18 protein-coding genes are annotated in these 20,755 nt (G+C 72.9%); 9 read left to right on the top strand and 9 right to left on the bottom strand.

Annotated features, from left to right (window positions below; all coding sequences use genetic code 11):
• Positions 1 to 3: 3 nt before the first annotated feature.
• Positions 4 to 753: an ABC transporter ATP-binding protein gene (locus IO39_RS47200; RefSeq protein ID WP_043639498.1), complete on the top strand. Its 750-nt coding sequence runs from the start codon at positions 4 to 6 to the stop codon at positions 751 to 753.
• Between the two features lie 61 nt (positions 754 to 814).
• Here the strand turns inward: IO39_RS47200 and IO39_RS47195 are convergent, their stop codons facing one another.
• A complete protein-coding gene (locus IO39_RS47195; RefSeq protein WP_245642654.1) occupies positions 815 to 1,294 on the bottom strand; it encodes a hypothetical protein in 480 nt (159 codons plus the stop codon).
• Between the two features lie 108 nt (positions 1,295 to 1,402).
• Between IO39_RS47195 and IO39_RS47190 the strand changes: the two genes are divergently transcribed.
• Together IO39_RS47190 and IO39_RS47185 are read left to right on the top strand one after the other, a co-directional pair.
• A complete protein-coding gene (locus IO39_RS47190) occupies positions 1,403 to 1,954 on the top strand; it encodes an MFS transporter (RefSeq protein ID WP_245642653.1) in 552 nt (183 codons plus the stop codon).
• Positions 1,955 to 2,001: 47 nt separating this feature from the next.
• Positions 2,002 to 2,754: a YcnI family copper-binding membrane protein gene (locus tag IO39_RS47185; RefSeq protein ID WP_043639493.1), complete on the top strand. Its 753-nt coding sequence runs from the start codon at positions 2,002 to 2,004 to the stop codon at positions 2,752 to 2,754.
• Positions 2,755 to 2,849: 95 nt separating this feature from the next.
• Here the strand turns inward: IO39_RS47185 and IO39_RS47180 are convergent, their stop codons facing one another.
• From IO39_RS47180 to IO39_RS47170, 3 genes are read right to left on the bottom strand one after another with little or no spacing between them, the layout of a single operon-like run.
• Positions 2,850 to 3,824 carry an ABC transporter permease gene (locus tag IO39_RS47180; protein WP_052424261.1) on the bottom strand — a complete coding sequence of 325 codons (975 nt, stop codon included), beginning with the start codon at positions 3,822 to 3,824 and terminating at the stop codon, positions 2,850 to 2,852.
• A complete protein-coding gene (locus tag IO39_RS47175) occupies positions 3,811 to 4,785 on the bottom strand; it encodes an ABC transporter ATP-binding protein (RefSeq protein WP_043639490.1) in 975 nt (324 codons plus the stop codon). Before IO39_RS47175 ends, IO39_RS47180 begins: the two co-directional genes overlap by 14 nt.
• Entirely contained in the window at positions 4,782 to 5,972 is a 1,191-nt protein-coding gene (locus IO39_RS47170) for a LolA family protein (protein WP_043639488.1), read from the bottom strand. Before IO39_RS47170 ends, IO39_RS47175 begins: the two co-directional genes overlap by 4 nt.
• Positions 5,973 to 6,133: 161 nt before the next feature.
• Between IO39_RS47170 and IO39_RS47165 the strand changes: the two genes are divergently transcribed.
• Genes IO39_RS47165 through IO39_RS47155 form a run of 3 tightly spaced genes read left to right on the top strand, consistent with a single transcriptional unit; the run spans position 6,134 to position 9,198 of the window.
• Positions 6,134 to 7,129 (top strand): AraC-like ligand-binding domain-containing protein, encoded by a 996-nt coding sequence (locus tag IO39_RS47165; RefSeq protein WP_043639485.1) that lies wholly within the window; start codon positions 6,134 to 6,136, stop codon positions 7,127 to 7,129.
• Between the two features lie 55 nt (positions 7,130 to 7,184).
• Positions 7,185 to 7,859: a response regulator transcription factor gene (locus IO39_RS47160; protein WP_043639482.1), complete on the top strand. Its 675-nt coding sequence runs from the start codon at positions 7,185 to 7,187 to the stop codon at positions 7,857 to 7,859.
• Positions 7,852 to 9,198, top strand: coding sequence for a sensor histidine kinase (locus tag IO39_RS47155; protein ID WP_043639478.1), 1,347 nt, complete (start codon positions 7,852 to 7,854; stop codon positions 9,196 to 9,198). The genes IO39_RS47160 and IO39_RS47155 overlap by 8 nt, the downstream gene beginning before the upstream one ends.
• A 25-nt stretch (positions 9,199 to 9,223) precedes the next feature.
• On the opposite strand, the gene IO39_RS47150 is transcribed toward IO39_RS47155, so the two are convergent.
• A complete protein-coding gene (locus IO39_RS47150) occupies positions 9,224 to 10,093 on the bottom strand; it encodes a LysR family transcriptional regulator (protein WP_043639475.1) in 870 nt (289 codons plus the stop codon).
• 679 nt (positions 10,094 to 10,772) lie between these two features.
• Here IO39_RS47150 and IO39_RS47140 point away from each other — a divergent pair.
• The gene (locus tag IO39_RS47140; protein ID WP_043639472.1) at positions 10,773 to 11,813 is read left to right on the top strand and encodes a neutral zinc metallopeptidase; all 1,041 of its coding nucleotides are present in this window, start codon (positions 10,773 to 10,775) and stop codon (positions 11,811 to 11,813) included.
• Positions 11,814 to 11,947: 134 nt separating this feature from the next.
• Positions 11,948 to 13,831 carry an LCP family protein gene (locus tag IO39_RS47135; RefSeq protein ID WP_245642652.1) on the top strand — a complete coding sequence of 628 codons (1,884 nt, stop codon included), beginning with the start codon at positions 11,948 to 11,950 and terminating at the stop codon, positions 13,829 to 13,831.
• Between the two features lie 184 nt (positions 13,832 to 14,015).
• Here IO39_RS47135 and IO39_RS47130 read toward each other — a convergent pair whose 3' ends face one another.
• Complete coding sequence (locus tag IO39_RS47130) at positions 14,016 to 15,356, bottom strand: lipase family protein (protein ID WP_157549896.1); 1,341 nt, start codon at positions 15,354 to 15,356, stop codon at positions 14,016 to 14,018.
• Positions 15,357 to 15,609: 253 nt separating this feature from the next.
• The gene (locus tag IO39_RS47125; protein ID WP_245642651.1) at positions 15,610 to 17,592 is read right to left on the bottom strand and encodes a spermine/spermidine synthase domain-containing protein; all 1,983 of its coding nucleotides are present in this window, start codon (positions 17,590 to 17,592) and stop codon (positions 15,610 to 15,612) included.
• Positions 17,593 to 17,837: 245 nt separating this feature from the next.
• On the opposite strand from IO39_RS47125, the gene IO39_RS47120 reads away from it, so the two are divergent.
• Entirely contained in the window at positions 17,838 to 19,196 is a 1,359-nt protein-coding gene (locus IO39_RS47120; RefSeq protein WP_043639467.1) for a S8 family peptidase, read from the top strand.
• 59 nt (positions 19,197 to 19,255) lie between these two features.
• Here the strand turns inward: IO39_RS47120 and IO39_RS47115 are convergent, their stop codons facing one another.
• Both IO39_RS47115 and IO39_RS47110 read right to left on the bottom strand, forming a co-directional pair.
• Complete coding sequence (locus tag IO39_RS47115; RefSeq protein WP_043639464.1) at positions 19,256 to 19,981, bottom strand: ABC transporter permease; 726 nt, start codon at positions 19,979 to 19,981, stop codon at positions 19,256 to 19,258.
• Positions 19,981 to 20,742, bottom strand: coding sequence for an ABC transporter ATP-binding protein (locus tag IO39_RS47110; protein WP_043639461.1), 762 nt, complete (start codon positions 20,740 to 20,742; stop codon positions 19,981 to 19,983). Before IO39_RS47110 ends, IO39_RS47115 begins: the two co-directional genes overlap by 1 nt.
• Positions 20,743 to 20,755: the final 13 nt, after the last annotated feature.

Here is a 20,755-nt window from a genome sequence, read left to right as displayed (position 1 = left end):
GCGATGATCGAGCTTGACCGGGCGGGCCGCTCGTTCAAGGTGAAGAGAAACGTCGTCCACGCCGTACGCGACCTGTCGTTCACCGTCGCGCCCGGCGAGTTCGTCGGCTACCTCGGGCCCAACGGCGCGGGCAAGTCCACCACGATCAAGATGTTGTGCGGCATCCTGACCCCCACCTCGGGCACGGTCCGGGTGGCCGGGCTGGACCCGTCGCGCCGGCGCACCACGCTGGCGCGGCGCATCGGGGTGGTGTTCGGGCAGCGCACGACGCTGTGGTGGGACCTGCCGCTCGCCGACAGCTTCGAGCTGATCCGCCACCTGTACCGCGTGGAGCGGGCCGCGTTCCGGGCCCGGCTCGCCGAGCTGACCGAAACCCTGGATCTGGGCCCATTCCTGCGCACCCCGGTGCGGCAGCTCAGCCTCGGCCAGCGCATGCGCGGCGACCTGGCGGCGGCGCTGCTGCACGCGCCCGAGGTGCTGGTCCTCGACGAGCCGACGATCGGGCTCGACGTGGTCAGCAAGGCCGGCATCAGGGACTTCCTGGCCCGGCAGAACGCCGAGCGGGGCACGACCGTGCTGCTGACCACGCACGATCTCGGCGACATCGAGCGCCTGTGCCGCCGGGTGATGGTGATCGACCACGGGCGGCTGGCCTTCGACGGCACCCTGCCGGAGCTGATGGCCACCGCGCCGGAGCAGTCGTCGATCGAGGACGTGGTGACCCGCCTCTACACCGCCGGCTCCGCTCCCTAGCGGCGCCTCGGCAACGGGGCCTCGACAGCGGGGCCTCAATGGCGGCGCCCGGGGCGGCCGGTCAGTAGTAGCTGCCCTCCGGCGCGGTCTCGTACTCCTCGTCCAGGTCGTCGTCGCGGCGCGACCAGCGGGACGGCATCAGCACGGGGATGAACAGGGCCACGCCGAGCAGGGCGAACACGCCGGTCGTGAGCATGGTCCTGCTGCCGGAGCCGGCGTCGAGGACGATCCGGTGCAGCGATGGGCCGGTCGGGACGAAGGACAGCGCCCGGCCGGCGTCGAGTGCGTACACGACCGTCCAGGCCAGCAGCACCAGCGACGGCACGAACGTCGCCATGGGCGAGACGCGGCCGGCCAGCACGAGCCCGACGACCAGGCCGACGGCGGCCATCGAGCCGAGCGCGATCCACAGGTTCTGCCCGCCGGGGGCGGCCGCGCCGTTCGCGCCCGCCTGCTGCACCGCCCACCCGCCACCGCCGAGCACGGCCGCCGTCACGACAAGCCCGATGAGGAAACCAGCTAAGTGCCGCAACGTTCTCACCTCTATGTCAACGTGATCGGCACGACCCTAGCGACAAATGCCATTTTCGGCCCAGGCATTGCCCAGCTTGGTACACGAGGTCTCTTGACGTCCTTGCCCCGTGAGAGCATGGGCACACTCATGCGCGCGCGACTTCCCCTCCGGCTCGCGCGGACGGCCGCCTTCTCCGCCGTCTGCGTGACCCTCGCCGCGTTCGCCCACGTGCTCGGCGGCGGCGCGGCGCCCGCGCCGCCGGCCGCCGCGCTCGGGCTGGCGGGCGTGGCGCTGCTGGGGCTCGCGCTGTGCGGCAGGGAGCGCTCGGCGGGCACGATCACGATGATGCTGCTGGCGGCGCAGCTCGGGCTGCACGAGCTGTTCGCGGGCGAGGGCGGCGCCTACGTCCTGGTGCACGCGCACGCCCGGGGCGGCCTGGCGGTCAACGCCGGCATGCTGCTCACGCACTCCACCGCCACCGTCATCACCGGCCTGTGGTTGTCGCGCGGCGAGGCGGCGCTCTGGTCGCTGCTGCGCCGGCTCGGCCGCCGGCTGCTCGTCCTGCTCGTCCCCGCCGCCGTGCCCGCCTCGCGGCCGGCCGCGCCGGTCGTGCTCACCAGGGTGGTTCCGCTGCAGCCGGGCGTCCGGCACAGCGTGGCCAGGCGTGGTCCTCCACTTCCCGCCTGACCTCTGGCACCCCTTCTCGTCCCCCGTTCACCAAGTGGAGTTCCCGCATGTCCTTCGTACGCCGTGCGGCGACCGTGCTCGCCGCCACCACCGCGCTCACCACCGCGCTGACCGCCGCCCTGGCCCTGCCCGCGCTGGCCCACGTCACCGTCCAGCCCGGCACCGCCGAGCAGGGCGGGTTCACCAAGGTCGCCTTCCGGGTGCCCAACGAGCGCGACAACGCCTCGACCACCAAGGTCGAGGTCTCCTTCCCCACCGACCACCCGCTGGCCTTCGTCTCCGTCAAGCCCGTGCCCGGCTGGAAGGTCAAGGTCACCGAGGGCAAGCTGCCCGCGCCGGTCAAGACCGAGTACGGCGACCTGGAGGAGGCCGTCACCAAGGTCGTCTGGGAGGGCGGGAAGATCAACCCCGGCGAGTTCCAGGAGTTCGAGGTGTCCATGGGGCAGCTGCCCAAGGACGTGGACTCGCTGATGTTCCCGACCAAGCAGACCTACTCCGGCGGCGAGGTCGTGGACTGGTCGGAGGCCCCCAAGCCCGACGGCACCGAGCCCGAGCACCCCGCCCCGCTGCTCAAGCTGGTCCCCGCCGCCGAGGAGGGCGCCGCCACGCCCACAGCCACGCCCACAGCCACGGCGCCCGCCGCCGCTTCCGCCGCCGCCACGCCGTCGGTCGCGCCGGTGGCCGCCGCCGCCTCGTCGTCGGACGGCACGGCCCGCCTGCTCGGCGGTGCCGGGCTGGCGGCCGGCGTCATCGGCGTCGTGATCGGCCTCCTCGGCCTGCGCCGCCGCCCGTCGGCCTGACCCGCCGCGCGCGACGCCCCCGCGCGGTCACCGCACGCCTGCGGCGTGGGAACCGCGCGGGGGCTCGTGGGGACCGCGCGGGGGCGCCGGGGCGGTCACGAGGTGATGTCCTTGCCGGAGAACCGGGCCCACGCGATCGAGCCGAACAGCACGATGTACGCCCCGAACGCCAGCAGCCCCTCCCCCAGCGCCCCCATGTCGATCGGCGCGCGCAGCACCGCGTCGAAGTTCGTGAACCAGGTCGGCAGCAGGTAGGGCGTGATGACGGCCAGCTCGGGGATGGCCCGCAGCACCTGGCAGACGATGACCAGCACCATGGTGCCCGCGATGGCCCCGATCGGCACCTCGGTGAACGTCGACAGCGCCACCGCGACCGCGGCCAGCGCCGCCATGCCGGCGCCCACGTACGCGACGGCGACGGCGATGCGCAGCAGGCCGTCCCCCAGCGAGATCGTGGTCCCCGACAGCAGCGTCACGTCCCCGGCCGGGAACAGGATCAGCCCCGTCACCAGCGCCGACAGCGCGACCACGGCGGTCACCGCGTAGGCGTAGACGGCCGCGTTGAGGTATTTGACCGCCAGCAGCCTGGTCCGGCCGGCGGGCGCGGCCAGCAGGTAGCGCAGCGTGCCGCCGCCGGCCTCGCCGGCGATGGAGTCGCCCGCGACCACGCTCACCGCCACCGGCATGAGCAGCAGCACCAGGAACGAGAACGAGACGAACGTGAGCATGAGGCTGTTGCCCGCCACGTCCTGGACGATCCCGCTCATGTCGTCGTCGCCGGAGCCGAAGGCGCGCAGGGCGACGCCGACGACGACCGGCACCATGGCCAGCACGGCCAGCATGACGAGGTTGCGCGGGCGGCGGAAGGTCAGGCCCAGCTCGGAGCCGAGCAGCCGCCAGAACGCGCCCATCGCCCGCGCGGCCGGCTCGGGCGGCTCGGGCGCGGCGGCGGGCGGGGGCTCGGGCGCGCGGCGCTCGGAGGTGCGCATCGTCTCCGTCACCGGCACCAGCCCGGGCGTGCGCCGCCCCAGCGTCGCCGTCCCCGGCGTCGCGCCGTCACCCGTCGACATCGAAGCCCTCCCCTGTCAGTCCCACGAACACGTCCTCCAGGCTCGGCCGCACCACGGCCAGCCCCCGCACGGCCACGTCCTCGCCCACCAGCGCCGCGTTGATCCGCTCCGGCGCGTGCCCGCCCAGCTCCGCCGTGACCTCGCGGCCCTCGGCCCGCACGTCGGCCAGGCCGAGCCCGGTCAGCACGCGCGCGGCCCCCGCCGGGTCGGGTGTCTCCACCCTGATCCGGGTGACCACGCCGCCGTTGAGCGAGGCGATGGTGCCCTCCGCCACGAGCCGGCCGGTCCGCATGATCGCCGCGTGCGTGCACATCTGCTCGACCTCGGCCAGCAGGTGGGAGGAGACGAACACCGTGGTGCCGTCCGCCGCGATCTCCTTGACCAGCGCGCGCACCTCGCGGGTGCCCTGCGGGTCGAGCCCGTTGGTCGGCTCGTCCAGGACGAGCAGCTCGCGCGGCCCCAGCAGGGCGGCGGCGATGGCCAGGCGCTGGCGCATGCCGAGCGAGTAGTTGCGGTAGCGCTTGCCCGCGGCGGCCGACAGGCCCACCCGCTCCAGCGCGTCGGCGATCCGCCGCGCGGCGGTGGCCCGGCGCGCGGTCGGGTCGGCCGCGTCGAAGCGCATCAGGTTGGCCGCGCCCGACAGGTACGGGTAGAAGGCCGGCCCCTCGACCACCGCTCCCACCTTCGGCAGGGCCCTGCCCAGCGGCAGCCCGAGCACGGAGTACTCGCCCTCGGTGGGCGCGACCAGGCCCAGCAGCATCCGGATCGTGGTGGTCTTGCCCGAGCCGTTGGGCCCGAGGAAGCCGAACACCGAGCCGCGCGGCACGGTCAGGTCGAGGGCGTCCACCGCGACCTGGCCGCCCTTGAAGCGCTTGGTCAGCCCCCGGGTGACGATCGCCGCGTCCCCGGAGGGCGGGGCCGCCCCGAAGGGCGCCCCCGCTTCCTGCGTGACGGTGGTCACCTGACGCCCGCCGCCTTGACGATCTCCTCCGGGGTGACCGCGCCGACCAGCAGCCGGCCGTCGTCGGTCAGCAGGGCCGTGACGAGCTTGGTCTTGATCAGCTTGCCGGAGCCCCACGTGCCGCTCACCGGGGTGGCGGACTTGAGCACGCTGTCCAGCAGCGCCCTCGGGTCGCCCTCGCCGCCGAAGCGGTCGCCGCCGTCCCCGGCCGGCCCGCTCTGCCCGTTCTGTCCGCTCTGCCCGTTCGCCGCGGCCGTCAGGTCGGCCAGGGAGAACGGCACGACGGCCACGCTCGTCCAGCCGTCGCCGACGACCTTCAGGTCGCCCGCCACGTCCTTTGCGTGCTCGGCGCGCTCCTCGGCGCGCTGCCCGATGCCGTCCGCGCCGAGCGTGCGCTCCTCCACCTTGGCGCCCGCGGGCGGGGTGAAGGCGAAGTTCTCCTCCGCCGGCGGCGTGAACGTCACCTGGGTGAAGCCGACCTGGTAGGCCGGCTCGGCCGAGCCCCTGGCGTACACCTGGACCTGGAGCGGGACGTACGTCTCGCCGTCGAGGGCGATCCGGATCTCCTGCACCAGGGAGCCGTCGTCCTTGGGCGCCAGCACGAGCTGGTAGACCGGGCGGCCGGCCACCTGGGCGGTGTTGATCACCCGGACCGCGGTGTGCTCGCCGGTGTTGGCCAGCACCCGCGCGGCGACCTGCTGCGGGGTCAGGTCGGCCGGCTGGGGCACCGGGGTGGACGTGCCGGCCGGGCGGGTGCCGGGCTTGACGGTCAGCTTGGTGGCGGTGTTGGTGGCGCTGTCCCAGTACCACGCCTGGCCGCCGTTGAGTATCAGGTTGGTCTCGTTGAGCTGGGTCGGCATGGCCACCCGCAGCTTGTCGGCGGCGCCGTACCAGACCTTGACCTCGTGCGAGCCGGACAGCAGGCTCAGCGGCGAGGCCGAGCCGGTCTGCGGCAGCGCGGGCAGGCCGAGTGAGGCCGTCTGCTGCACCGTGCCGGACATCGGCGGCAGGCCGCCGTCCTTGCCGGTCGCCGCCACGGCGTCGGCGAGCAGTTGCTCGGCCGAGCGCTCGGGCAGCACGGGCTCGCCTCGCACCGCGGCGATCACGGGGCCGGCGCCGATCGCGGCTCCGATCACGGCCGCCGCCGCGATCGGGACTCCCCACCTCACGAACGTGCCTCTTCGCATCTCACTCCTTAACGGTATGTCGATGCCCAAAGCCTGCGGCATGCTTCCTGTGGCGGGCCTGAGACAGTCTGAGACGGCTCTCAGGCCGGCCGCGTTCCCCCTGGTGGGCGCCGGTACGGGCGAGCGGCCGCCGGGCGGGGGATGATGGAGTGCCAGGCGAGATGACGTCGAGGAGACAGGTGATCGAGCTACGCAGCACGGATGTGCCGGCCGCCGAGCGGTTCCAGTGGTGGTGCGACCTGACCGCGCGGCAACTGGTCCCCACCGACCTCAGCAGCGCGCACGCGCCCGACTTCCGCGCCGCCATCGCGGTCAAGGAGCTGGGCCGGGTGACGGCGTCCGCGCCGAGCTACGCCGACCAGCGCTCGGTCCGCACCCCGCGGCTGATCCGCCGCTCCGACCCGGAGCAGTGGTGGGTGACGCTGCTGTGCTCCGGGTCGTTACAGGTCGAGCAGGGGCGCTCGCGCGCCCGGGTCGCGCCGGGCGACCTGGTGCTGACCGACACCTCCCGGCCGTTCGACGTCGACTCCGCCGGCGGCGACGACGGCCTCACCCACATGATCACCCTCCAGCTCCCCCGCGACGCGCTGCCCCTGCCCGAGCAGCGGCTGCGCGACCACGTGGTGCGGCCGCTGCCGGCGCGCGAGGGGCCGGCGGCGCTGCTCGCCCAGTTCATGCACGGCCTCGTGCGGGAGGGCTCCCGGCTCGGGGCCGCCGACGACGGCCCGCTGGGGTGGGTGGCGGTCGAGCTGGCCACGGTCTGGCTGGCGGGCGCGATCGGCGCCGGCGACGCGGTGCCGGCCGGCACGCGGCGGCAGGCGCTCGTCAGGGAGGTCAAGGAGCACGTGCGCCGGCATCTCGGCCGGCCGGGGCTGACCCCGTCCTCGATCGCCGCCGCCTGCAACATCTCGGTGCGCCACCTGCACCAGATCTTCCGGCCCGAGGGGCAGACCATCAGCGAATACGTGCGCGGCCAGCGGCTGGAGCGCTGCCGGGCCGACCTCGAAGACCCCCGCCTGGCCGGGGTCAGCGTCGCCGACGTGGCCGCGCGCTGGGGGTTCGTGGACGCGGCGTTCTTCAACCGCACGTTCAAGGCGGCGTACGGGATGCCGCCCGGCGAATACCGCAGGGCGGCGCGGGCGCGCGCCGAGGTCTGAGACCGCTCTCAGCCTTCTCAGCGTCGTCTCAGCAGAAGGACGGGAGAATCGCCACATGAGAGTACTTGTCGTCGAGGACGAACGGCGGATGGCTGCGGCGTTGCAGCGCGGGCTCCAGGCCGAGGGCTTCGCCGTCGATCTCGCCCACGACGGCGAGGAGGGGCTGCACGCGGCCAGGAACGGCGACTACGACGTCGTGGTGCTCGACATCATGCTGCCCAGGCTGTCGGGCTACAACGTGTGCAAGCAGCTGCGCGCCGAGGAGAACTGGGTGCCGATCCTGATGCTGTCGGCCAAGGACGGCGAGTACGACATGGCCGACGGGCTCGACCTCGGGGCCGACGACTACCTGACCAAGCCGTTCTCGTACGTGGTGCTGGTGGCCCGGCTGCGGGCGCTGATGCGGCGCGACGCGGGCCGGCGGCCGTCGGTGCTGGTGGCCGGCGACCTGTCGCTGGACCCGGCCCGGCGCAGGGTGGAGCGCGGGCAGAGCCCCGTCGAGCTGACGCCGCGGGAGTTCGCGCTGCTGGAATACCTGATGCGGCGGCGCGACGAGGTGGTGTCGAAGTCGGAGATCCTGGAGCACGTGTGGGACACCTTCGACACCGACCCGAACGTGGTCGAGGTGTACGTGGGCTACCTGCGCCGCAAGATCGACGCCCCGTTCGGCAGGAACGCGCTGCAGACCGTGCGCGGCGCGGGCTACCGGCTGGCGGGCGACGGTGGCTGACTCCCCGCTGCTGTGGTGGCGGCGGCAGGGGCTGCGTTTCCGGCTCACGGTGGCCGCCGCCGCGGTGCTCGCGCTGGCGCTGGCCGTGTCGGCCTCGGTGCTGCTGAGCGTGCTCGAACGCGCCCTGATGGACACCGTCGACGAGTCCACCAGGCAGCAGGCCCAGGCCGTGCGGGTGGCGGCCGACGCGGGCACGCTGACCAGCCCGATCACCACCCACGACGGCACGATCGTGCAGGTCATCGACGCGCGCGGGCGGATCACGCACGTCACGTACGGGGCCGACCGGCTGGTGCCGCTGCTGGACGCCGGGGACCGGGCCAGGGTGCTGAGGCACGGGCAGGCGACGGAGCTGGACGGCCGGCCGTACGCCATCCCCGGGTTCCTGCGGGTCATCGTGCTCAGCGCGGACCGCGGCCAGACGGTGGTGGCGGCCCGGCCGGTCGGCGAGATCCAGACCAGCCTGGGCACGGCCGGCCGGGTGCTGCTGGTCGGCACGCCGGCGCTGGTCGTGCTGCTGGCGGTGGCGAGCTGGCTGATGATCGGCCGCACCCTGCGCCCGATCGCGGCGCTGCGCAGGGGCGCGGCGGACATCACGCACACCGCCAGGTCGCGCCGGCTGCCGGTGCCGCAGTCGCGTGACGAGGTGCACTCGCTGGCCACCACGCTCAACGACATGCTGGCCCGGCTGGAGGAGGCCGAGCAGCGCCAGCGGGCGCTGGTCTCCGACGCCGCGCACGAGCTGCGCAGCCCGCTGGCCAGCATCAGGCTGCAGCTCGAAGTGGCGCTCGGGCACCCCGACGGCCAGGACTGGCAGGAGACCGCCGAGGGCGTGCTGGAGGACACCATGCGGCTGTCCCGGCTGGCCGAGGACCTGCTGGCGCTGGCCAGGCTCGACGAGCGCGGCGGCGTGCCCGCCCGGCGCGAGCCGGTGGACCTCGACGAGGTGGTGCGCCAGACCGTGGACCGCTACGCCGAGGCCCGGCTGACCGCCTGCGACCCCGTGGTGGTGCGCGGTGACGCCCTCGACCTGAGCCGGGTGCTGACGAACCTGATGGACAACGCCGCGCGCCACACCGCTTCCACGATCGAGGTGGCGCTGACGTCCGACGGCGTGCTCACGGTCACCGACGACGGCCCCGGCATCCCCGAGCAGGACCGGGAGCGGGTCTTCAACCGCTTCACCCGGCTCGACTCCGGGCGCAGCCGGGACGAGGGCGGGGCGGGGCTGGGGCTGGCGATCGTGCGGGAGACCGTGCGGGCGCACGGCGGCAGCGTGCGTCTGGAGGACGCGGAGCCGGGCCTGCGTGCCGTGGTGACCCTGCCGGTCGCCCGCTGAGAGGAAATGGATCGTTCCCGAAAGGTCAGGCGGCGGTCCCCTTCTCCGCGGTCGCCAGGAAGTCCTGGGCGATGAGCGGCAGGCGGCGGCGGGCGTGCACGACGGCTATGACGCGGCGCAGCGCGGGGTCGAGCGAGCGCACCACCAGGCCCGCGCGCCCGGCCTGTTCGGCCATGCCGCGGTACCACAGCAGCGACGCCTGCCCCTTGCGCACGGCGTTGAGCCAGCCGTTGCGTTCGTCGGTCTCGAGCACGACCACCGGGGTGACGGCGTACTTGCCGAACATCGCGTCGAGTTCCCTGCGCCGCATGCTGCCGCGGGCGGGCAGTGCCAGGCGCATGCCGTGCAGCCTGCCCATCGGCACCGGGTTGGGCAGTTCGAGCCCGGGCGGGGAGATCAGCACGATCTCCTGGCGTTCGAGCGGATGGGTGATGAGGTCGGTGGGCACGGGCAGGTCCGTGAGGCCCAGGTCGGCCCGCTGGTCCCTGATGGCGCTGACGACGCCGTCACGGCCGTCGCAGCGGACGATGTGCACGCGTACGCCCGGATGGTCGGCCGCGTAGGCGGGCAGCAGCCGCCCTGCGAGGCCGGGTTCCAGGCTGGGGGTGGCGGCGATGCGGAGCTCCGCCTCGGTGACGGCGCTCTGGTTGGACAGGCCCTCGATCTCGTGTACGGCGTCGAGTGCCTCTCTCGCCAGCTTGACCACCCGGCGTCCCTGTGCGGTGACGACGACCCCGCGACCCGAACGGGCGAAGAGCGTCATGCCGAGCTCTCGCTCGAGATCGCGGATCGCGCGCGAGAGCGCAGGCTGCGCGATGTAGAGCGACCTGGCCGCGTCGGTCATGGTGCGGTGCTCCGCAGTCGCGACCACATAGCGGAGCTGCTGGAGATTCATGCCAAAGAAGCTAGGACAACGCCGGTCTCCCGGACCGGGAGATAGCGGAGATCACCTCGAATGATTTCGGACTGTAACCGAGCACCGCTACATCCGTGACGGGTGATAAATCAGTATGCTTTTGCCCCAAATTTGGCAAGGGTCCGATTGGTGGCCCCACAAAGCCATGCATTAGGGACGACGGGGCGATCGGGGAGACAGGGTGACAGGCAACGGGCAATACCCACCGCCGCCACAGGGGCCACACCAGCCACAGAGGCCACCCTCCCTGCCCTGGCCGCCGCCCGGTCACCGGCAACCGCAGCCGCAGGGCGCGCCGCACCCGCAGCCGCCCCAGCCCCCGCCGCCGGCGCCGCCGCAAGGGCCGCCGCACGGGCCGCCGCACCCCCAGCCGGCGCCGCCGCAGGGACAGCCGTACCCGCAGCCGGCGCCTCCCCAGGGGCCGCCCCATCCGTTCCCGCAGCCGCCGTACGGGCCCCCTCAGGGGCAGCCGCCCCATCCTCAGGCGCCGCCGTACGGCCGGCCGCCCTACGGGCAGCCTCCGCACCCTCAGGCGCCGCACGGGCAGCCGCCGCACGGGCAGCCCCCGTACGGGCAGCCCCCGTACGCGCAGCCCCCGTACGCGCAGCCCCATCAGCGGCCGCCCCAGCCCCCGCCGCCCCCGCCACCGCCGCCGCCCATGCCGCCGCGGCAGTGGCAGCAGCACCCGCCGCGCAGGAAGTCGGGGACGGGCGCCATCGCGGTGATCGGCGCCGTGTTCGGCTCGCTGGCGGCGCTGTTCGTGCTGATCGTGATCGGGGCGGCGCTGCTGGACGGCTCGCGCGGCTCGGACACGACGACGCCGGTGGCGATCCCGACGTACGGCCCCTCGGCCGAGCCCACCCGGGACTCCGAGCCCGTGCCCACCAGGACCCGCGACGAGGAGCCGACCCAGCGGCCCACCCAGCAGCCGACCAGGGAGCCCGAGCCGCCGCCCCAGGTCACGCTGAACACGAGCCTGAAGAACAACACCATGTACAAGGCCGGCTCCCTGCCCAGGCTGAACTGCCGGGCCGGGAACGTGAGCATCTACGACCACGCCCGGCTCAAGGCGCTGATCCTGAAGACCGGCAGGTGCATGGACCGGGCGTGGAAGCCGATCCTGGAGAAGCAGGGCATCGAGTTCAGGGCGCCCAACTACGCCATCGTGTCGGGGCGGGGCCGGGGCGCGTGCGGCGACTATCCCTCGCCGGGCAGCATCGTGCCGTACTACTGCCCGCGCAACAGCACCATCTACGCCTCCACCTCGGCGATGGCCAGGGGCAACGGCAACGCGCTCGGCTACGGCCAGATCATCTCCTGGCACGGCGGCATCATCAGCATGATGGCCCACGAGTACGGCCACCACGTGCAGAACATCACGGGCCTGATGGACTCGTGGTGGCGCTCGACGCTGGACTCCACCAGCCAGAGCGGCAAGCTGGCGCTCAGCCGCCGGCTCGAACTGCAGGCCACCTGCTTCGGCGGCATGTGGATGCGGTCGGTGGCGGCGTCGTATCCGGTGAGCACGGCCCAGCGCGGGCAGCTGTTCTACTTCTACGGACGGGTGGGCGACCATCCGGGCTATCCGCGCGATCACGGCAAGCCGGTCAACAACAATCTGTGGTTCCGGCAGGGGTGGCAGAAGAACAAGACATTCCAGTGCAACACGTGGATGGCGCCCTCTTCGACCGTCTCCTGATGGTCCCGTGGCGTTCATCTCAGGTTGGGCACATGTCTCTGATGTCCAGGTATGGGGGCTAGAATCCTGGCAATCTTGTGCCGATCGGGGGGCAAAACGCGGGTTTTGCCTGGTAGGCGTTTAAGGAGCCGGGTGTGGACAATCGCGATGGGGTAGGCAGCACGCCTGAAGGCAGGAAACGGCGCCCCACGCGACGATCACGCCCGTCCGCACAGCCCGCCAAGCCCGGCCGACCGGCCCAGTCCGGCCAGTCCGGCCCGTCCGCGCGACCGGCCGGCCAGGACGCCAAGCCCGCGCGGCCCGCCGGGCAGGACGCCAAGCCGGCCAAGCCCGCCGCGCCGGCCGGGCCGGCGGAGCCGGGCGAACCGCCCCGTTCCCAGGCCACCGAACCGGGCAAGTCGTCCAAGTCGGCCAGGTCCACCCGGCCCGCCCAGTCCGCCCAGTCCGCTCAATCCGCCCGGCCTGCCCAGCCCGCCCGGTCCCGCGAAGAGGGCAGGCCGCGCGCCGCCAAGCCGCGCGCGCCGAAGCCCCGCCCCGCCGGCTCGGCCGCCCCGCGCTTCGCCAAGCCGCTCACCACCGCCTCGATGCTCGGCTGGACCGCCCTGTCAGCCGTCGTGCCCGGCGCCGCTCACCTGCGGGCCGGGCACCGCCGTACCGGGCTGGCGCTGATCAGCGTGTACGCGGTGCTGCTGCTCGGGCTCCTGGCCTACGGCCTGACCGTGGCCGGAGACCTGTCGAACGCCACCTTCCTGGTCCGCGACGGCGCGATGGTCGGCGTCATCGCCGTCACCTCGATCCTCGCCCTGGCCTGGTTCGCGCTGCTGGTCACCTCGTACGTGGTGCTCGGCCCGAGCCGGCTGAACATGCAGGGCCAGGTGGTCAGCGGCATCGTGGTGGGCGTGTTGTGCGTGGCGGTCATGTCGCCGTTCGCGCTGACCGCCAACGTCGCCATGGGCGCGCGCGACGCGTTCAGCATCTTCCCCACCCACCACGACCCGGAGGTGCCGCAGACGGTCCAGAACCCCGAGGACCCCTGGAACGGCCGGGACCGGATGAACTTCCTGCTGGTCGGCGGCGACGCGGCCGGCAACAGGACCGGGGTGCGCACCGACAGCATGAACGTGGCCAGCGTGGACGTCAGGACCGGCGCGACGGTGCTGTTCAGCCTGCCGCGCAACCTCCAGCACGTGCGCTTCCCCGCCAGCTCGCCGCTGCACAAGCAGTTCCCCAACGGCTTCATGGCCGAGCTGCCCAACGGCGGCCTGCTCAACGAGGTCTGGCAGTACGCCAACGACCACCCCGAGCTCATGGGGGGCAGGAACAAGGGCCCGCGTGCCCTGATGGACGCCATCGGCCACACCCTGGGTCTGAAGATCGACTACTACGCCCTGATGAACATGTACGGCTTCGCCGACCTGGTCGACGCCATCGGCGGCCTGCGCATCCACGTCGAGCAGGACGTCAAGTGGGGCGGCCTCTACGGCACGGCCGGCACGATCAGGGCCGGCGACCGCAAGCTGACCGGCGAGCAGGCCCTGTGGTACGGCCGCTCCCGCGTCGGCAGCGACGACTTCTCCCGGATGGCCCGCCAGCGCTGCGTCATCGGCGCCTTCGCCCAGCAGGCCACGCCGACCGTGATCCTGGCCAACTTCAACAAGCTGGCCGGCGCGGCCAAGCGGGCGGCCCAGACGAACATCCCCCGCGACCTGCTGCAGCCGCTGATGGACCTGGCGCTCAAGGTCAAGGACGCCAAGATCACCAGCCTGCAGTTCGTGCCGCCCCACTTCTACCCGGGCAACGCGAACTGGGCCAAGATCCGCCAGGCCACGAAGCGGGCGATCATCAACTCGACGCGCCCGGCCCGCCAGGCGCAGACCGCGAACGTGAGCGCCTCCCCCAGCGCGCCCGCCTCGGCCTCGACGCCGGCGACGACCCGCGCCGCCGCGCCCACGCAGACGCCCACCCGCAACTCGCAGAAGAGCAGCGAGGCCGAGTCCCTCGACCAGCTCTGCGGCTGACCGCATCCGGCCACCCGCCCAGGACGCGCCTCGGACCGCCTGCCAAGGCCGGGTGGCGAGCCGCCGCCCGGCTCGCCCGCCCAGGTCATCGGCCCGGACCGCCCGTCCGGGACGGGTGGCGGGCCGGCGGGCGAGGCCGGTCTCGCCTCGCCCGCCACCCGCCGTCCCGGCCGGCGGGCCGGCGTCACTTGCCGAGCTGTCCCAGGATCCACTCCGCCAGCGTGGCGGTCACCTCGCCGTGCTCGGAGTTGTGGGAGTCGCAGTGGAAGTCGTCGAGCTGGCTCTGCTCGGGCGACAGGGAGGTGATGTCGGTGTAGAGGTCCACCGTCCAGTCCAGGGGGTCGTACTGGAGGGCCACGGCGCTCACCGACGGGACGAAGCAGGTCGAGCGGTACCTGGCCGCGATCGGCACGCCGAGCCGGTCGGCCACCGTGCCGTACAGGGGAAGGGTCCCGCCGGGCACGCCGTCGAAGGGCGGGACGTCGCTGGTGTAGCTCTTGCTGGCCCACATCGGCACCGCGCGCATGCCGCCGACGTGCCGGTTGGTGCCGCGGTCCGGCTGGGTGCGGACGGTCGCGCCGACGAGGCCGCCCAGGGCGCTCCACTCGAACACGGGCTCGTCGGGCGGCACGTTCCTGCCGGTGCCGTCGGCGGCGCCGTTGGCCACGCCGAGCTTGCGCGGGCGTACGGGGAACCAGCCGACGCGGCGCAGATCCGCCAGGAACTCGGTGCGCAGCGGGCTGGCGGTGGCCACGGGGCCGGAGTAGCGGCCGTCGGCCACCCACGCCCACAGGAGCTGCTGGGCGGCGGGACTGGTGATCAGGGCCGTCTGTACGGGTTCGGCCGGGGACAGGCCGGCCGCGAAGTGCGCGAGCTGCTGCAGGATGAGCGGGATCCACGCGCCGTTGTGCGGCGTGTCGTAGGACAGGTACGTCTCGGTCTGGTGGTCCTCGCCGCGGCTCTCCATCTCCGCCAGCGCGTAGCGGGCGATCAGCCCGCCCATGCCGAGGCCGCCGACGATCAGCGGCGCGTGGCCGGCCCGCGCGCCGATCGCGCGGCGGATGCAGGTGGCCGCCACGCCGGCGTTGGCCTGGATGTGGGTGTGCCGGGCGCCGAAGCCGAGCAGCACGACGTCGATGCCCTGAGCGAGGAGCTGGTCCAGCAGGCACTGCTGGTGAGGCGGGTAGGGTGCGTTGAGGCGGTGCCACAACCCCGGCAGGTCGCTGGGGCCGTGGCCCAGGCCGTCGGCGAAGATCATCGGCCTGACCAGGCGGTCGTGGCCGGCGCCGTAGTGCACGACGGCGGTTCCGGTGGCGGTGCGGCCCTGGTGGGGCCAGGCGGAGGCGAGGGTCCACTCCTCCTGCGGCTTCCGCGCCTGCCCGCCGGGTGACTGCGCCTGGGTCGCGAACAGCACTCCCTTCGGGAGCACCGCGGCGATCTGCTCGGCGCGGCCGGCGGGCACCGGGTCGGACTCCTGCGGCAGGGCGAGCTCGACATCAATCCTTGCTGCCCCTTGTGTCGCCATGATGACACCTTTTCTCGTGGGTTTACCGGACGTCACCCCCGATCTCGTACCTCCATTTCGAAAGGCGGGATTTCCCTTTTCGGCTACCGAACGATCATCGCGATCACGGCATGGCTGGTATCTCTACCTCACCTCGCAGTCTCCGACAAATCAACCTTATTCGGAAACCGTTCATCTGACCCTCGGTCAAGGCATTACTGAGAAGATTTCGGAAATGCCCTTCCGTATTTCTGGCACGGTCACGCCGGCACGGTCACGCCGGCACCGAGTTCTTCCTCGGCAGCAGCAGGAAGGCGCCGACGTAGAGCAGGGCCGCGACGACGAGCAGGCCCTGGTAGCCGATCACCAGGGCGACGTACTCCAGGCAGCCGCCGACCATGGCGCCCAGCAGGTTGGCGCCGAAGGAGGTGGTGGCGTCGGCGGTCTCGGCGAAGCGCTTGGCGAACACCACGTTCGCGGCGAAGATCGGCAGGAACGCCACCGTCACGGCCGCCACCGCGCGCAGCGGCAGCGGGAGCGACAGCAGCCACTCGTTCGGCACCAGCCAGGCCAGCAGCAGGCCGGCGAGGAGCACGCCGTACATGACGGGCAGGGGCGGGGTGCGGAAGCGGCGGGTCACCTCGACGGCGGCGAGCACCGCGACCAGCACGCCGGCGAAGACGATCGCGTTGACCACCCACGTGGTACCGAACAGCAGCGCGAAGCCGGTCACGCTCTTGGTCTCCAGCAGCATGAACGCCACGCCCAGCAGGAACAGGTCCGCGTAGGGGCGCATCCGCCGGTACGGCCCGGCCACCGCGCGCACCGCGAGCAGGCTCACGATGAGGATCAGGCCGAGCGTGATGACGTAGATCGGCGGGATCGTGGCGTCCTTGAGGTAGAGGAAGGGCCGGTCGTCGCCGGCGGGCGGGGGCGTGCCGGCCGCCGCGCCCGGCCACTCGGTGGCGCAGCGCTGGTCGGCGGGGGCCAGGCCGGCGGTGATGACGGCCTGCTGCCCGGCCGTGCTGACCACGTCGACGCACGGCTTGTGGCCGAAGGCGCGCTGCATGGTCGAGGCCAGGCGGTCGACGAGCCAGCTCTCGCGGTAGTAGTTGTACATCGAGAACGTGCCGCCCGGCCGCAGGTGGTCGCGGGCCGCCCGCATGGCCTCCTCGGTGAACAGGTAGCTCTCCAGGCGCAGCGAGCTGGCCCCGGAGACGAGGGTGAGCGAGTCGGGCAGGGCGAACAGGATCAGGTCGTACTTGCTGTCGGTGCGCTCCAGGAAGGCGCGGCCGTCGGTGACGTGGGTGGTGACGCGGGGGTCGTCGTAGGGCCTGTCGGGGTGGACCGAGCCGCCGAGCTCGCGCAGCTTGGGGTCGATCTCGACGGCGTCCACCCGCTGGGCGCCCTTGGACAGGGCGATCGCCACGTCGGTGCCGCTGCCGGCGCCGACGATGAGCACGTCTTTGGGCGGTTTGGTGGTGCGGTCGTACGGCAGGCCGTACTGCGCCTCCCACTGCAGCCGGGCGGTGGCGGGCACGGCCTGCTGGTGCGGGATGCCGTTGACCGCGATGTCGGTGACGGGGACGCCGAGCTGCTGGAGCTGCTTGGTGGTGACCTTGTAGTACGGCGACCAGATCGCCCCCGCGGTGAGCGTCTCGGCCAGCAGCAGCCCGACCACGGCCAGGGACGGCACGACCACCAGCCCGGCGTACAGGACGCGGGGGTTGGGCAGCAGGAGCAGGCCGTAGCAGACCGCCACGATGACGCCCCAGAACACCGGCGGCGCGCTCAGGAACGACAGCGCCGTGAACGCCGCGATGCCGGTCAGGCTGCCGATGAGGTCGTAGCGGTAGGCCTCCAGGCGCGGCAGCTCGGGGAAGCAGCGCCCGACCAGCTCGGCCGGCCCCATGAGCACGACCGCCGCCGCGCAGAAGATCACCGGCAGGATCGCCCACGCGGGCGGGCCGCTGGTGGACAGGCTCGTCCAGTACAGGACGCCCTCGGTGTTCCTGTCCACGGTGACGGGGAAGGTCAGCACGACGATGACCAGCACCGCCAGGACGACGGGCGAGTAGAACGGCTGCCGCCGCGAACGCCCCACGCGCAGGAAGCCCAGCCCGATGCCGAGGAACGAGCCGAGCAGCACGAAATTGGTGAAATAGCTGAGATGGACGATGTTGGACCCGGTCCACCGGATCAGCGCCAGCTCGAGGAAGAGCATGAACGCGCTGGCGAGGACGAGCCTCGGTCGCACCGCCAGCCAGTGTGCCTTTTCTCCGTCGTCAACCGGCTTTTGCGCCTGGAGCGTCATAACGCCTCACCGTAGTGAACAGACCGAAAACAAGGAAGCCTGACGTCCCAGAACAAATGTCGTCCGCTTCGCCCTGATTAGAGAGTTTTCGCAGGTCAAAACCCCCTCGGATGTGCTGGACGAGCCGGGACGGATGAAGGAATGTTGGGAGGTTCGTTTCACTCCACAAACCCCTCCCGGTGATGACCATGCGGATTCTCATCCAGCTTCGTCCCTCTCCCGATCTGGTCGCGGCCGTGACCGACCCCGGCCGCACCGCCACCGTCGCCGACGTGGCCGACGGCCTGCCCGGCGTCGAGCTCGACCCGGCCTACCCGCCCGTGGCCCTGCCGCGGCCCGTCCCGCCCGCGGGCGGCGACCCGCTCTCGCTCAACCAGCCGCTCGACTTCTCCCTCGCCGCCGAGGACGCCTCCGTGCTGGTCAGGGGCACCATCTCGGACGACGAGCCGGCCGCCAGGATGGCGCTGCTGCCCGCGCTGCGGCCCGACGTGGTGGGGGTCTTCGCCGACCCCGTCATCGAGTCCGCCCCGGCCTGCCCCGGCGACCCGCCCACCGGCGACTGGCACGACGTGGAGCGGCTGCTGAACGTGGCGGGGCTGCACGCGGAAGGGCTCGACGGCGACGGCGTGGCGCTGGCCGTGCTGGACACCGGGATCAACGCCGCGCACACCGCCAGGCGGCTGGGCAGGGGCGTCACCGTGGACGCCGGGCGGAGCTGGAGCCCGTCGGGCGTGCGGGGCGGGCCGGGCCAGTTCGAGGTCGGCCACGGGACGATGTGCGCGTTCGACGCGCTCATCGCCGCCCCGCAGGCCACGCTGATCGACATCCCGCTGCTGCTGTCCACCCGGCCCGGCGGCTCGGCGATGGACGGGCTGCTGTCGGACGCGGTGGCGGCCTTCGCGCACCTGCGCGGCGTGCTCGACGCCCAGCCGGCCGCCTCCAGGGCGCTGGTGGTCAACAACTCGTGGGGGTCGTTCTCGCCGGAGTGGGACTTCCCCGTCGGGCATCCGGGCAACTACTCCGACAACGCGGCGCATCCGTTCAACCTCATGGTGGCCGCGCTCGACAAGGCGGGGGCCGACGTGCTGTTCGCGGCCGGCAACTGCGGGCGCGAGTGCGCCGACAGCCGCTGCGCCTACCCCGGCCGGCCCATCGTGGGAGCCAACTCCCATCCCAAGGCGCTGTCGGTGGGCGGCGTGGACGTCAACGGCGAGCGGGTGGGCTACTCCTCCCAGGGGCCGGGGCGGCTGACCGCGCGCAAGCCCGACGTCTGCGCGTACACGCACTTCTCCGGGTCGGGGGCGTTCGGCCGGGGCGAGCCCGACTCGGGCACGTCGGCGGCGGCGCCGGTGGCCGCCGGGATCGTGGCGGCCGTGCGCACCCGCTGGCCCGCCGGCAGGCTGACGCCCGGCCAGTTGCGGGCGCTGGTGCGGCGGACGGCGGAGGACCGCAGCGAGGTCGGGTTCGACTACGACTACGGCTACGGGACGGTGGACCCGGCCGGCCTCATCGCCGCCCTGGAACGCCGGGACAGGAGCGCCGCCTGACACCGGTCCCCCGCCCGGCGCCCCCTCCACCTGACGCCGGCCCACCGGCGGACCTTGTGCTAGGCGTGCTCGCGGTTGTAGACGCGGGTGCCGATCGCCAGGCCGGCCGCCGCGAAGAGCACGGCCACCGCCACGCCGGCCGCGACGGTGCCGGTCAGGTAGCGGCCGTGGAACAGCTCGCGCAGGGCCTCCAGCACGTACGTGAACGGGCTGATCCGGGACAGGGCGTCGAGCCAGCCCGGCGCCATCGACATCGGCAGGAACGCGCCGGACAGCAGGACCAGCGGCACCACGGCCGTGGACATCACCGGCGGGAAGAGCTGCTCGTTCATGGTCAGCGCGATCGCGTACGACAGCGCCGCCAGGCCCGCCCCGACCACCGCGACCAGCGCGAACCCGGCGGCCAGCCCCGGCGCGGGGGCGCGCAGGCCCAGCGCGAAGGCCGCCAGGACGAGCAGCGCCGTCTGCGCGGCGAGCGTGACGACGTTGTTGAGCACCCGCCCGAGCAGCAGCGCCAGGCGGCTGGCCGGGGTGACGCGCATGCGCTCCAGCACGCCCGTGCGCTTGTCGAAGACCACGCCGAACCCGGCCATGCCCGTGCTCATCAGCCCGAGCTGGACGATCAGGCCGGGCACCAGCGTCTCCCAGGTGCCGATCGCGGTGAAGATCGGCCCGAACAGCACCAGGAACAGCATCGGCTGGATCACGCCGAAGACGAGGGCGACCTTCGCCCGCAGCGTGACGTCGAGGTCGTGACGGAAGATCACCCAGGTGTCGCGCAGCATCAGGCCCCCTCCCCCGCCGCCGTGGCCGCGCTCTCCTCGCGCAGGGACCTGCCGGTGAGGTCGAGGAAGACGTCGTCGAGCGTGCGCCCGCCGGTCTTCAGCGCGGCCGGGGCGCCCCCGGCCACGATGCGGCCGCGGTCGATGATGAGCACCCGGTCGCAGAGCGCGTCGGCCTCGTCCAGGTAGTGGGTGGTCAGGAACACCGTCATGCCCCGCTCGGCGCGCAGCGCGCGGACGTGCTCCCACAGGTTGGCGCGGCTCTGCGGGTCGAGGCCGGTGGTCGGCTCGTCGAGGAAGAGCAGCACCGGGTCGTGCAGCAGCGCGAACGCGATGTCGAAGCGGCGGCGCTGCCCTCCCGACAGCGAGGCCGGAGCCCTGGTCTCCAGGCCGGTCAGCTCCAGGCCCGCCAGGACCTCGGCGATCCTGGCGGCGACCCGGGCGCGGCTCAGCCCGTACAGCAGGCCCTGAAGCTCCAGCTCGCCCTTGGCGGGGGTGACGGGCGGCAGCCCGCTGCCCTGGGCGACGTAGCCGATGCGCCTGCGCACCTGCCGGGGCGCGCGGATCAGGTCGTGGCCGGCCACGGTGGCGGTGCCGGCGGTGGGGCGCAGCAGCGTGGTCAGCATGCGCATGGTGGTGGTCTTGCCGGCGCCGTTGGGCCCGAGGAAGCCGACGATCTCGCCGGGCCTCACCGAGATGTCCACGCCCGCGACGGCCTCCGAGCCGTCCTTGTAGGTCTTGCTCAGACCTGAGGTGCTAATCATTTCATCGCCTCCA

The organism is Nonomuraea candida (assembly GCF_000725485.1).
GTDB lineage: Bacteria > Actinomycetota > Actinomycetes > Streptosporangiales > Streptosporangiaceae > Nonomuraea > Nonomuraea candida.
Note: the sequence above shows the minus strand (reverse complement) of the source record. Positions and strands in the feature narration are given on the sequence as shown.

Bases quoted from the DNA above. Each gene is read 5' to 3' on its own strand.
- IO39_RS47200 (WP_043639498.1), top strand. From the start codon at position 4: ATGATCGAGCTTGACCGGGCGGGCCGCTCGTTCAAGGTGAAGAGAAAC.
- IO39_RS47190 (WP_245642653.1), top strand. From the start codon at position 1,403: ATGGGCACACTCATGCGCGCGCGACTTCCCCTCCGGCTCGCGCGGACG.
- IO39_RS47185 (WP_043639493.1), top strand. From the start codon at position 2,002: ATGTCCTTCGTACGCCGTGCGGCGACCGTGCTCGCCGCCACCACCGCG.
- IO39_RS47180 (WP_052424261.1), bottom strand. From the start codon at position 3,824: ATGTCGACGGGTGACGGCGCGACGCCGGGGACGGCGACGCTGGGGCGG.
- IO39_RS47170 (WP_043639488.1), bottom strand. From the start codon at position 5,972: ATGCGAAGAGGCACGTTCGTGAGGTGGGGAGTCCCGATCGCGGCGGCG.
- IO39_RS47165 (WP_043639485.1), top strand. From the start codon at position 6,134: ATGACGTCGAGGAGACAGGTGATCGAGCTACGCAGCACGGATGTGCCG.
- IO39_RS47160 (WP_043639482.1), top strand. From the start codon at position 7,185: ATGAGAGTACTTGTCGTCGAGGACGAACGGCGGATGGCTGCGGCGTTG.
- IO39_RS47150 (WP_043639475.1), bottom strand. From the start codon at position 10,093: ATGAATCTCCAGCAGCTCCGCTATGTGGTCGCGACTGCGGAGCACCGC.
- IO39_RS47140 (WP_043639472.1), top strand. From the start codon at position 10,773: ATGCCGCCGCGGCAGTGGCAGCAGCACCCGCCGCGCAGGAAGTCGGGG.
- IO39_RS47130 (WP_157549896.1), bottom strand. From the start codon at position 15,356: ATGGCGACACAAGGGGCAGCAAGGATTGATGTCGAGCTCGCCCTGCCG.
- IO39_RS47120 (WP_043639467.1), top strand. From the start codon at position 17,838: ATGCGGATTCTCATCCAGCTTCGTCCCTCTCCCGATCTGGTCGCGGCC.
- IO39_RS47115 (WP_043639464.1), bottom strand. From the start codon at position 19,981: ATGCTGCGCGACACCTGGGTGATCTTCCGTCACGACCTCGACGTCACG.
- IO39_RS47110 (WP_043639461.1), bottom strand. From the start codon at position 20,742: ATGATTAGCACCTCAGGTCTGAGCAAGACCTACAAGGACGGCTCGGAG.